This window comes from Brevundimonas sp., assembly GCF_023259385.1.
Classification (GTDB): domain Bacteria; phylum Pseudomonadota; class Alphaproteobacteria; order Caulobacterales; family Caulobacteraceae; genus Brevundimonas.
In genome coordinates this window covers 1-10,800 of record NZ_JAHFPF010000105.1, presented here as the reverse complement: position 1 = coordinate 10,800, position 10,800 = coordinate 1, and the positions used below count along the sequence as shown (strand labels likewise).

At 68.2% G+C, this 10,800-nt stretch carries 12 protein-coding genes; 8 read left to right on the top strand and 4 right to left on the bottom strand.

Going from position 1 to position 10,800, the window contains the following annotated elements; translation table 11 throughout:
- Nucleotides 1-1,761, top strand: a 1,761-nt coding sequence (locus tag Q0C81_RS09620; protein ID WP_291836910.1) for a primosomal protein N', incomplete at its 5' end; no start/stop codon positions are given.
- A gap of 158 nt (nt 1,762-1,919) precedes the next feature.
- Here the strand turns inward: Q0C81_RS09620 and Q0C81_RS09615 are convergent.
- Both Q0C81_RS09615 and Q0C81_RS09610 read right to left on the bottom strand, forming a co-directional pair.
- Nucleotides 1,920-2,726, bottom strand: a complete 807-nt coding sequence (locus Q0C81_RS09615) for a glutaminyl-peptide cyclotransferase (RefSeq protein ID WP_291836908.1) — start codon at nt 2,724-2,726, stop codon at nt 1,920-1,922.
- Nucleotides 2,727-2,728: 2 nt separating this feature from the next.
- Complete coding sequence (locus Q0C81_RS09610) at nt 2,729-3,574, bottom strand: TerC family protein (protein WP_291836906.1); 846 nt, start codon at nt 3,572-3,574, stop codon at nt 2,729-2,731.
- 258 nt (nt 3,575-3,832) lie between these two features.
- Between Q0C81_RS09610 and Q0C81_RS09605 the strand changes: the two genes are divergently transcribed.
- The 7 genes from Q0C81_RS09605 to Q0C81_RS09575 all read left to right on the top strand — a co-directional run bounded on the left by Q0C81_RS09605 (nt 3,833) and on the right by Q0C81_RS09575 (nt 9,601).
- A complete protein-coding gene (locus Q0C81_RS09605; protein ID WP_291836904.1) occupies nt 3,833-4,387 on the top strand; it encodes a F0F1 ATP synthase subunit delta in 555 nt (184 codons plus the stop codon).
- Nucleotides 4,388-4,455: 68 nt separating this feature from the next.
- The gene (atpA, locus tag Q0C81_RS09600; RefSeq protein ID WP_291836902.1) at nt 4,456-5,988 is read left to right on the top strand and encodes a F0F1 ATP synthase subunit alpha; all 1,533 of its coding nucleotides are present in this window, start codon (nt 4,456-4,458) and stop codon (nt 5,986-5,988) included.
- 32 nt (nt 5,989-6,020) lie between these two features.
- Entirely contained in the window at nt 6,021-6,899 is an 879-nt protein-coding gene (locus Q0C81_RS09595; RefSeq protein WP_291836900.1) for a F0F1 ATP synthase subunit gamma, read from the top strand.
- A gap of 43 nt (nt 6,900-6,942) precedes the next feature.
- Nucleotides 6,943-8,496 carry a F0F1 ATP synthase subunit beta gene (atpD, locus tag Q0C81_RS09590; RefSeq protein WP_291836898.1) on the top strand — a complete coding sequence of 518 codons (1,554 nt, stop codon included), beginning with the start codon at nt 6,943-6,945 and terminating at the stop codon, nt 8,494-8,496.
- A 2-nt stretch (nt 8,497-8,498) separates the two neighbouring features.
- Complete coding sequence (locus Q0C81_RS09585) at nt 8,499-8,768, top strand: ATP synthase F1 subunit epsilon (protein ID WP_291836897.1); 270 nt, start codon at nt 8,499-8,501, stop codon at nt 8,766-8,768.
- 199 nt (nt 8,769-8,967) lie between these two features.
- Nucleotides 8,968-9,297: a multidrug efflux SMR transporter gene (locus Q0C81_RS09580; RefSeq protein ID WP_291836895.1), complete on the top strand. Its 330-nt coding sequence runs from the start codon at nt 8,968-8,970 to the stop codon at nt 9,295-9,297.
- 49 nt (nt 9,298-9,346) lie between these two features.
- Nucleotides 9,347-9,601, top strand: coding sequence for a DUF1272 domain-containing protein (locus tag Q0C81_RS09575; protein WP_291836893.1), 255 nt, complete (start codon nt 9,347-9,349; stop codon nt 9,599-9,601).
- Here the strand turns inward: Q0C81_RS09575 and Q0C81_RS09570 are convergent.
- Both Q0C81_RS09570 and Q0C81_RS09565 read right to left on the bottom strand, forming a co-directional pair.
- Nucleotides 9,598-10,071 carry an RNA pyrophosphohydrolase gene (locus tag Q0C81_RS09570; RefSeq protein WP_291836891.1) on the bottom strand — a complete coding sequence of 158 codons (474 nt, stop codon included), beginning with the start codon at nt 10,069-10,071 and terminating at the stop codon, nt 9,598-9,600. The two genes, Q0C81_RS09575 and Q0C81_RS09570, sit on opposite strands and share 4 nt — an antisense overlap.
- A gap of 68 nt (nt 10,072-10,139) precedes the next feature.
- Nucleotides 10,140-10,800: divergent polysaccharide deacetylase family protein (locus Q0C81_RS09565; protein WP_291836889.1), on the bottom strand; the 661-nt coding region annotated here is incomplete at its 5' end.

Genomic DNA, 10,800 nt, shown 5'->3' with positions numbered 1-10,800 from the left:
CGAAAGTCCATGCCCGGCCCTGATCTGGCGCGGGCGGCGGGCGTCTCGTCCGGCGTCGTGAAGGGCCTGCTGGACGAGGGCGTGCTGGAGACGATCGAGATCGAGGCGATCGCCGCCTTCGACCCGCCCGATCCGGACCATGCGCCGGCGACGCTGAATCCGGATCAGGCCGCCGCCGCCGAGGCCGTGGCCGACGCCGTGACGGCCGGCGCCTTCGTCCCCTTCCTGCTGGACGGGGTCACCGGCTCGGGCAAGACCGAGGCCTATCTGGAGGCCGCCGCCCGCGCCCTGAAGGCCGATCCGGCGGCGCAGGTCCTGATCCTGCTGCCCGAGATCGCCCTGACCCAGGCCTTGATCGAGCGCATCGCGACCCGCTTCGGCGCCGCGCCCGCCGAATGGCATTCCGGCGTCGCCCCGCCCCGCCGCCGTCAGGTCTGGGAGGCGGTGCAGGCCGGTCGTTGCAACATCGTGGTCGGCGCGCGCTCGGCCCTGTTCCTGCCCTACGCCAACCTGCGCCTGATCGTGGTCGATGAAGAGCACGACGGCTCGTTCAAGCAGGAGGAGGGGCTGGTCTATCACGGCCGCGACCTCGCCGTGGCCCGGGCGCGGATCGAGGGGGCGACGGTGGTGCTGGCCTCGGCCACGCCGTCGCTGGAGACTCTGTGGAACGCCCACCAGGGCCGCTATCGCTGGCTGAAGCTGGCCGCGCGGCACGGGGCGGCGGTGCTGCCGGACATCGCCCTGCTGGACCTGCGCGCCGCGCCGCCTGACCCCCAGACCTGGCTGTCCCAACCGCTGCGAGAGGCTATCGGCGAGACCCTGGCCCGGGGGGAGCAGACCCTGCTGTTCCTCAACCGGCGCGGCTACGCCCCGGTGGTCCTGTGCCGCGTCTGCGGCCACCGCCTGACCGCGCCCGACACCGACAGCTGGCTGGTCGAGCACCGCTACACCGGACGGCTGGTCTGCCACCTGACCGGCTTTTCCATGCTGCGGCCCAAGTTCTGTCCGTCCTGCGGCGCCGAGGACTCGCTGGTGTCGGTCGGACCAGGCGTCGAACGGGTCGAGGAGGAGGTGCGCAACCTGTTCCCGCAGGCTCGCACGGCGGTGTTCAGTTCCGACACCGTGCCCGACGGCAAGTCGGCCCGCGCCCTGATCCAGTCGATGGCCGAGGGCGAGGTCGACATCCTTGTGGCCACCCAGGCGGCGGCGAAGGGGCACAACTTCCCCCACCTGACCCTGGTCGGGGTGGTGGACGCCGACCTGGGCCTGCGCGGCGGCGACCTGCGGGCGGCCGAGCGGACCTTCCAGCTGCTGACGCAGGCCACGGGCCGGGCGGGGCGGGCGGACAAGCCGGGCAGGGCCCTGCTGCAGACCTGGACGCCGGAGCATCCAGTGCTGCAGGCGCTGGCGGCGGGCGACCGAGACGGCTTCGTCGACGCCGAGATGGCGGAGCGCGAGGCGGCGTCCCTGCCGCCCTACGGCCGGCTGGCGGCGATCATCCTGTCGGGCGAAAATCCCCAGGCGGTCGAAAAGGTGGCCCGGGACCTGGCCGAGAACATTCCCAACGCCGAGCGGCTGGAGGTCTATGGCCCGGCCGACGCGCCGCTGGCGCTGGTGCGTGGCCGCCGACGCAAGCGGCTGCTGGTCCGCGCCGACCGCGATGTCGACCTGCAGGGCTTCCTGCGGGTGTGGCTCAGCCGGGTGAAGGTGCCGGCGTCCGTCCGGCTCAATGTTGACGTGGACCCGTATAGTTTCCTGTAGGGCGCTATCGCTCGCCGCGCGGCGGCTCGCGGCTTGAGCGCAGTTCGCTCATCTTGAGGGATTGGCGGCGCGCGAAGCGCCAGGCCGCGTGGGTCGGGAGGCCCGGAGGGCCGACGGTCCGCGGCCCAGCAAAAACGCGCTGGCCTTGCGAAGCGAGGTCAGCGCGGTCCCGTGAGCTTGATCTCGAACAGGCTGGGCCAGTTCTTGCCTGTGACGAACAGGCGGCGGCCGACAGGATCCCAGGCGATGCCGTTCAGAACGTCGTCGCGAGGATCCATGCCCGTACGATCGGGCAGCAGGCCGGTCAGGTCGATGACGCCTTTCACCACGCCTGTCGCCGGGTCGATGCGGACGATGAAGTCGGTCTGCCAGATGTTGGCGAAGACCTCGCCCTCGACCCATTCCAGCTCGTTCAGCTTGCCGAGCCGGTGGCCGTCCAGGGTCACCTGAACCTCGCCGGTTTCGGTCAGGGTGCGGCCGTCCAGGAAGCGCAGATGCGGCGCGCCGTCGGACAGGATCAGGCGCTCGCCGTCGGTAGTCAGGCCCCAGCCTTCGCCGTCATAGGCGAACTCGCCGCGGGGGCTCAGGTCGGCGGGGTCCCAGATGAAGCCCTTGCCGTCGGTCCAGGTCAGGGTCAGCAGCCGCCCGTTCAGTTCGGTCAGCCCCTCGCCGAAGATGGCCGGGTCTAGGACGCGCCGCTGCAGCACGGCCCCGTCCTCCAGCCGCACCTTGCGGATGGTCGAGGGGGAGCGGCCGGTGCTTTCGTACAGGGCGCCGTCCCGCCAGATCAGGCCCTGGGTGAAGGCATGGGGGTCATGGGGATAGGTGCGCACCACCTCGAAGCCGTAGTGGGGCGTCACGGTGGGCGCGGGGGCGGCCCGGACGGCGGGCGCGGCCTGTTGGGCCACCGCCGCCGCGGGCGCCGAAGCGAGCAGGGCGGCGGCGAAAAGGATCAGCCGCCGCATGCTCAGACTCCGGGCTCGGCCGTCTCGGCCTTGTTCAACTGGGCCTGTCGGGCCGCGAGGGCCGCCTCCTTCTTTTTGGCGGAGGCCCGGCTGAGCATGTTCAGGCCCTCGACCAGGGCCGAGAAGGCCATGGCGGCGTAGATGTAACCCTTGGGCACGTGAACGCCGAAGCCGTCGGCGATCAGCACGGCGCCGATCATGAGCAGGAAGCCCAGCGCCAGCATGACCACGGTCGGGTTCTTGTCGATGAACTCCGCCAGCGGGTCGGCGGCCAGCAGCATGGTCAGGACGGCGACGACGACGGCGATCATCATGACCACGACATGGTCGGTCATGCCGACGGCGGTCAGGATCGAATCGATCGAGAAGACCAGGTCCAGCAGGATGATCTGGAAGATGGCCGCGCCGACATTGTTGATGACCACGTCCTTCTTGTCCTTCTCCAGAAGGTCATGGGACGGGGTGGTGTCGGTGGCGTGGTGGATTTCCTTGGTGGCCTTCCAGATCAGGAACAGGCCGCCCGCGATCAGGATCAGGTCGCGCCAGCTGAAGGCGGTGTCGAACGCGGGCTCGCCGTGGCTGTTGAGCGCGCCATGGATGCCGAGGTCGAAGACCGGCGCGGTCAGGCCGACGATCCAGCCGATGGTGGCCAGCAGGCCCAGTCGCATGACCAGGGCCAGGCCGATGCCGATGCGGCGGGTGCGCTGGCGATGCTCGGGCGGCAGTTTGTTCGACAGGATCGAGATGAAGATCAGATTGTCGATGCCGAGCACCACCTCCATCACCACCAGGGTGATGAGCGCCGCCCAGACGGTCGGATCGGTGAAGAAGACGGAGAAGTCGAACATCGGTGGGGATTTTCCTGGAGCGTAACGCTGAAACTCATCTGTAGCGGTGCAGTTGCGGGTGCGGCAATGCGGCGGGATGTGGCGGCCTGTCTCGGTTGCGGCGGAACGGCAGGGGTGCTATCAGGCGCCCGGCTGAACCGGAGGATGCGTCGCAAGGCGCGTCCCCGGTGTGCTTTCTTCAAGCATTTCATGCCTTTGATCGACGCGGACACGCGGCCGGTCGACCAACCCGAACGCTAACCCGCGCGGACTTTATAAGTGGCTGACGATTTCAGAACGACGGAAGTCGGCGAGCGCTATGCACAGGCGCTGTTCGACCTGGCAGACGAGACGGGCGTCCTGGACGCCGTGCGAGCGGATCTGAAGTCCCTGCGCGCCGCCTGGGCGGAGAGCGCGGACCTGCGCCGCCTGGCCACTTCGCCGGTGATCGCCGCCGAAGACCAGGGCAAGGGCCTGACCGCCATCGCCGACAAGGCGAAGTTCAACGCCGTGACCAAGAATTTCCTCGGCCTGCTGGCCCAGAACGGCCGCGCCCGCGACCTGACGGGCGTGATCGCGGGCTTTGAGGCGCTGTACGCGAAGAAGACAGGCGTCGTCGCCGCCGAGGTGGTGTCCGCCCAGACGCTGACCGCCGCCCAGCTCAAGACCATCCAGGCCACGCTCCGCACCTCGCTGGGCAAGGATCCGGAACTGACGGCCCGCGTCGACCCGGCGATCCTGGGCGGCCTGAAGGTCAAGGTCGGCTCGAAGCTGTTCGACGCCTCGCTGAAGACCAAGCTCGACCAGATGAAGTTTGCCCTCAAGCGCGCGTAAGCGCGCACCGACAACAAGAATGCAGCGCGCCTGACGGCCCGCCCTGAGACGAAGACAGAGAGATCCAAATGGACATCCGCGCCGCCGAGATTTCGGCCATCCTCAAGTCGCAGATCGCCAACTTCGGCGTGGAAGCGGACGTTTCGGACGTCGGCCAGGTGCTGTCGGTCGGCGACGGCATCGCCCGCATCCACGGTCTGGACAACGTCCAGGCCGGCGAAATGATCGAGTTCCCGAAGGCTGGCGTGAAGGGCATGGCCCTGAACCTGGAGCGCGACAACGTCGGCGCGGTTATCTTCGGCGCCGACACCGCCATCGCGGAAGGCGACGAAGTCCGCCGCCTGGGCGAGATCGTGGACGTTCCGGTCGGCAAGGGCCTGCTGGGCCGCGTCGTGAACCCGCTGGGCGAGCCGATCGACGGCAAGGGCCCGATCCAGTTCACCGAGCGCCGCCGCGTGGACGTGAAGGCCCCGGGCATCATCCCGCGCAAGTCGGTGCACGAGCCGATGCAGACCGGCCTGAAGGCCATCGACACCCTGATCCCCGTCGGCCGCGGCCAGCGCGAACTGATCATCGGCGACCGTCAGGTCGGCAAGACCGCCGTCGCCATCGACACCATCCTGAACCAGAAGTCGGTCAACGCTTCGGACGACGAGTCCGCCAAGCTGTACTGCATCTATGTGGCCATCGGTCAGAAGCGCTCGACCGTCGCCCAGATCGTGAAGACGCTCGAAGAAGCCGGCGCGCTGGAATACACCATCGTCGTGGCCGCCACGGCGTCGGAACCGGCCCCGCTGCAGTTCCTGGCCCCGTTCGCCGGCACCGCCATGGGCGAGTATTTCCGCGACAACGGCATGCACGGCCTGATCGTCTATGACGACCTTTCCAAGCAGGCCGTCGCCTATCGCCAGATGTCGCTGCTGCTGCGCCGTCCGCCGGGCCGCGAAGCCTACCCGGGCGACGTCTTCTACCTGCACAGCCGCCTGCTGGAGCGTTCGGCCAAGCTGAACGCCGACAACGGCTCGGGCTCGCTGACCGCCCTGCCGCTGATCGAGACCCAGGCCAACGACGTTTCGGCCTACATCCCGACCAACGTGATCTCGATCACCGACGGCCAGATCTTCCTGGAATCCGACCTGTTCTACCAGGGCATCCGCCCGGCCGTGAACGTCGGCATCTCGGTGTCGCGCGTGGGCTCCTCGGCCCAGACCAAGGCGATGAAGAAGGTCGCCGGCACCATCAAGGGCGAGCTGGCCCAGTACCGTGAAATGGCCGCCTTCGCGAAGTTCGGCTCGGACCTGGACGCCTCGACCCAGAAGCTGCTGGCCCGCGGCGCGCGTCTGACCGAGCTGCTGAAGCAGCCGCAATACAGCCCGCTGACCATGGAAGAGCAGGTCGTGTCGGTCTACGCCGGCACCCGCGGCTACCTGGACACGGTCGCCGTCGGCGACATCGGCCGCTTCGAGTCGGAGCTGCTGGCCCGCGTGAAGTCGTCGAACCCGGGTCTGCTGGAAGGCATCCGCACCAAGAAGGACCTCACCGCCGAGCTCGAAGCCGAGCTGAAGTCGGTGCTGGAAGCCTTCACCAAGACCTTCGCCTGAGACCGGACCGGATAGCGAGAAAGTAGCGCCGGATGGCCAGCCTCAAGGAAATGCGCAATCGGATCGACAGCGTGAAGTCCACGCAGAAGATCACGAAAGCCCTGAACATGGTCGCCGCGGCCAAGCTGAAGCGCGCCCAGGACCAGGCTGAAAGCGCCCGTCCGTACGCCAAGAAGATGGCCGCCGTGATCGCCAATCTGGCGGCCGGCGTGTCCGGCGACGGTGCGCCCAAGCTGCTGGCCGGCACGGGCAAGGACCAAAAGCACCTGGTCGTGGTCGCCACCGGCGACAAGGGTCTGGCGGGTGGTTTCAACACCAACGTCATCCGCGCCGCCAAGGAACGCATCAACGGCCTGCTCGCCGCCGGCAAGGACGTCCGCATCGTCGCCGTGGGCCGCAAGGTTCGCGACGGCCTGTCGCGCCTGTACGGCGACAAGCTGATCCGCACCTTCGAGATGTCGGACCACAAGATCGTCGGCCTTCCCGCCGCCGAGCCGATCGCCGCTCTGATCGCCGAGGAATTCGAAGCCGGCAACGCCGACGTCGTGACCCTGTTCTACAGCCGCTTCCAATCGGTCATCTCGCAGGTGCCGACGCCCAAGCAGCTGATCCCGGCGGTCGTCGACGGCGACGCCGAGCCGATCAACCTGAACGGCGCCGTCTACGACTACGAGCCCTCGGAAGAGGAAATCCTCGACGTCGTCCTGCCGCGCAACATCACGACCCAGGTGCTGGCCGCGCTGTACGAGAACCAGGCCAGCTTCTTCGGCGCCCAGATGGGCGCCATGGACAACGCCACCCGCAACGCGGGCGACCTCATCAATGCCCTGACCCTGCAGTACAACCGCAAGCGCCAGGCCCAGATCACCACCGAACTGATCGAGATCATCGCCGGCGCTGAAGCGCTCTGATCCGACTCCTGCACAGACAAGACTTTCCGAACGGAACGAACCGATGACCGACACCGCCGCCCCGAAGAAACCCGCCGCCAAGAAGCCCGCCGCCCCGAAGGCTCCGGCCGCCGCGAAGACGCCCGCCGCCGCACAGGCCACGGCTGCTGTCGCCACCGGCCGCATCTCTCAGGTCATCGGCGCTGTCGTCGACGTTGAGTTCGACGGCCACCTGCCGGCCATCCTGAACGCCCTGACGACCCAGAACATCGACCAGAAGACGGGCGAGCCCTTCACCCTGGTTCTGGAAGTCGCCCAGCACCTCGGCGAGAACGTGGTCCGCACGATCGCCATGGACACCTCGGAAGGCCTGACGCGCGGCCAGCCGGTGACCGACACGGGCACCTCCATCCTGGCGCCGGTCGGCCCGGGCACGCTCGGCCGCATCATGAACGTCGTCGGCGCGCCGATCGACGAACAGGGCCCGATCAAGACCACCATGTACCGCCCGATCCACCGCGAGGCGCCGTCGTTCGAGGAGCAGTCGACCTCGTCGGAAATCCTGGTCACGGGCATCAAGGTCATCGACCTGATGTGCCCCTACACCAAGGGCGGCAAGACCGGCCTGTTCGGCGGCGCCGGCGTCGGCAAGACCGTCACCATGCAGGAACTGATCAACAACATCGCCAAGGCTTACGGCGGTTACTCGGTTCTGGCCGGCGTGGGTGAGCGCACCCGTGAAGGCAACGACCTCTACCACGAGATGATCGAGTCCAACGTGAACGTGGACCCGGCCAAGAACGGCGGTTCGACCGAGGGCTCCAAATGCGCCCTGGTCTACGGCCAGATGAACGAGCCCCCCGGCGCCCGCGCCCGCGTCGCCCTAACCGGCCTGGCCCAGGCCGAGTACTTCCGCGACGAGGAAGGCAAGGACGTGCTGCTGTTCGTCGACAACATCTTCCGCTTCACCCAGGCCGGTTCGGAAATGTCCGCCCTGCTGGGCCGTATCCCGTCGGCCGTGGGCTATCAGCCGACGCTGGCCACCGAGATGGGCAACCTGCAGGAACGCATCACCTCGACCAAGAAGGGCTCGATCACCTCGATCCAGGCCATCTACGTTCCCGCCGACGACCTGACCGACCCGGCGCCCGCCGCCTCGTTCGCCCACTTGGACGCCAAGACCGTTCTGAGCCGCGACATCGCCGCCCAGGCCATCTTCCCGGCCGTGGACCCGCTGGACTCGACCTCGCGGATCATGGACCCGCTGGTCATCGGCGAGGAGCACTACCGCGTCGCCCGTTCGGTCCAGGAAGTCCTGCAGTCCTACAAGGCCCTGAAGGACATCATCGCCATCCTGGGCATGGACGAGCTGTCGGAAGAGGACAAGCTGGTCGTCTCGCGCGCCCGCAAGATCTCGCGCTTCCTGTCGCAGCCGTTCTTCGTGGCCGAGCAGTTCACCAACTCGCCCGGCAAGTTCGTCTCGCTGGAAGACACGATCCGCTCGTTCAAGGGCATCGTGGCCGGTGAATACGACCACCTGCCGGAAGCGGCCTTCTACATGGTCGGCGCCATCGAGGAAGCCGTCGAGAAGGCCCAGAAGCTGGCCGCGGAAGCCTGATCATGGCCGGCAAGCTGAGCTTCTCCCTCGTCTCGCCTGAACGCGAGGTCTTCGCGGGCCTCGTGGACCAGGTCGATGCGCCGGGCGTCGAGGGCGACTTCGGCGTCCTGGCCGACCACGCGCCCTTCATGACCGCCCTGCGCGAGGGCGTGGTCACGGTCATTGACGGCGGTTCGCGCCGTCAGTTCGAGGTGCACGGCGGTTTCGCCGACGTGACCCCGGCCGGCCTGACCATCCTGGCCGAAAAAGCCTCGGAAGTGGCCGCGGCCTGATCGGCCCCGCAAATCTGATCTGAATATCCGGCGGACGCCCAGCGCATCCGCCGGATTTTTCTTGTTCGCCCCGGCTCTTGACCCCCGCGCCCGGCGCCCTAGATAGCCCCAGCAAGACGAGGCCACGTCCTCGCCCCCGCGCTCCGGCGCCGGGTCAAGTCCGGGACGGCCCGGCCCTTTGCAAGGAGGGCCGCAACCCATGGCCTGGATCTATCTTCTCATCGCCGGCCTGCTCGAGATCGTGTGGGCCTATTTCATGAAGCAGTCGCACGGCTTCACCCGCCTGTGGCCCAGTGTCGCCACGCTCGGCTTCATGACCGTCAGCTTCGCCCTGCTGTCCATCTCCATGAAGACCCTGCCCATGGGTACGGCCTACGTGATGTGGACCGGCATCGGCGCGGTCGGGGCCTTCGTCGTCGGCGTGGTCCTGCTGGGCGAGCAGATCAATCCGCTGCGTATCCTGGCGGCGGTGCTGGTGCTCTCGGGCCTGGTGCTGTTCCGCCTGGCGCCGGGCGGCGGCGCGCACTGACGTTGCGGTGGGACGGAGCGGGTGTCAGGGTCTCCACAGGGAGGCCCCGATGCTCGAACTCCGTCCCAACTGCGAATGCTGCGACCGCGATCTGCCGTTCGATAGCGCTGACGCCCGAATCTGCACCTTTGAGTGCACCTTCTGCACCTTCTGCGCCGACTGCGTGGAGACGCGGCTGAAGGGCGTGTGCCCGAACTGCGGCGGCGGGTTCGCGGCCCGACCGATCCGGCCCGCGCATCTGCTGGCGAAATATCCGGCCTCCACCGCGCGGGTGCTCAAGCCCGAGGGCTGCGCGGCGGCCTAGATCAGCAACGCCGCGAAGGTCGACACCACCTGCTCATAGGCCGCCCGCTTGAACGGCACGATCAGGTCGGGCGCCTCGTCCAGCCGACCCCAGCGCCAGGCGTCGAACTCGATCTCGTCGTGTTGCTCCAGGTCGATCTCGGACTCCGCGCCGGTGAAGCGGAAGGCGAACCATTTCTGCTTCTGGCCCTTCCAGCCGCGGGCCTGCTTCGAGCCGCCGTAGCCTTCGGGAAAATCATAGGCGACCCATTGGCTGATCTCGCCGATCAGTTCCGCCGAGACCACGCCGGTCTCCTCGGCCAGTTCGCGGCGGGCGGCGGTCTCATAGTCCTCGCCGTCATCCACGCCGCCCTGCGGGAACTGCCAGTTATGGGGTTCCGGCGTCCCGGCCCGCCGCCCGTACCAGACGCGTCCGTCCGGATGGAACAGCACGACGCCGACGTTGGGGCGGTAGAGGGACAGGTCGGTCATGGGGCCCGAGGCGGTAGGAATAGGCGATAGGGCTTTGTAGCAGGTCGTTCGGCTGCGGCCCTACTGCCTTACCGTCCCGGCCGCTGCGTCATCGCGCTCGCCGGAGCCAGCTGCAGTCCGCGCGCTTCCAGGCCGGCGGTCCAGCGGGCCACGGCCTCGACCGTCACCGGATAGCTGAAGCCCGTGCCCATGGCCTGCCCGCGCGCCTTGGCGAGGGCCTCCAGCGCGTTCAGCTGGCCGACGATGGAGGCCGGGGTCTGTTCCTCGTCGATGACGCGGTTGGCGCTGGCGCGAGCCCAGGCGCCCGGCTTGCGGCTCATGGAGCCGTCGTCGATGAAGGCGAGGCCGCGCGCGCGTAGCATGCCCATGAAGGCGTTCATGCCCTCGTCCGATGTCTGGAAGCGGTCGCCCAGATAGTTGGTCACGGCGAAATAGCCGGTGGCGCGGCTGAGCAGCCAGTTCATCTTGGCCGTCACATCGGCGGCGTCGGCCGAGGACAGCAGGGTGTAGGGGCCGGGATCGTTCGACGGATAGCCGGAGGGCTCCATCGGGATCTCGATCATCACCTCATGACCCTGGGCGCGGGCCAGGTCGATCCAGCCCTGTAGGCCCTCGGCATAGGGGACGAAGCTCAGCGTCACCTCGGCGGGCAGGCGCTCGATGGCGGCGCGGGTGGTCACGGCGTTGAGGCCGAGACCGCCGACCACCACGGCCACGCGCGGGCGGCCG

Bases quoted from the DNA above. Each gene is read 5' to 3' on its own strand.
- Q0C81_RS09615 (WP_291836908.1), bottom strand. From the start codon at position 2,726: ATGCGGCGGCTGATCCTTTTCGCCGCCGCCCTGCTCGCTTCGGCGCCC.
- Q0C81_RS09610 (WP_291836906.1), bottom strand. From the start codon at position 3,574: ATGTTCGACTTCTCCGTCTTCTTCACCGATCCGACCGTCTGGGCGGCG.
- atpA (WP_291836902.1), top strand. From the start codon at position 4,456: ATGGACATCCGCGCCGCCGAGATTTCGGCCATCCTCAAGTCGCAGATC.
- Q0C81_RS09595 (WP_291836900.1), top strand. From the start codon at position 6,021: ATGGCCAGCCTCAAGGAAATGCGCAATCGGATCGACAGCGTGAAGTCC.
- atpD (WP_291836898.1), top strand. From the start codon at position 6,943: ATGACCGACACCGCCGCCCCGAAGAAACCCGCCGCCAAGAAGCCCGCC.
- Q0C81_RS09585 (WP_291836897.1), top strand. From the start codon at position 8,499: ATGGCCGGCAAGCTGAGCTTCTCCCTCGTCTCGCCTGAACGCGAGGTC.
- Q0C81_RS09580 (WP_291836895.1), top strand. From the start codon at position 8,968: ATGGCCTGGATCTATCTTCTCATCGCCGGCCTGCTCGAGATCGTGTGG.
- Q0C81_RS09575 (WP_291836893.1), top strand. From the start codon at position 9,347: ATGCTCGAACTCCGTCCCAACTGCGAATGCTGCGACCGCGATCTGCCG.
- Q0C81_RS09570 (WP_291836891.1), bottom strand. From the start codon at position 10,071: ATGACCGACCTGTCCCTCTACCGCCCCAACGTCGGCGTCGTGCTGTTC.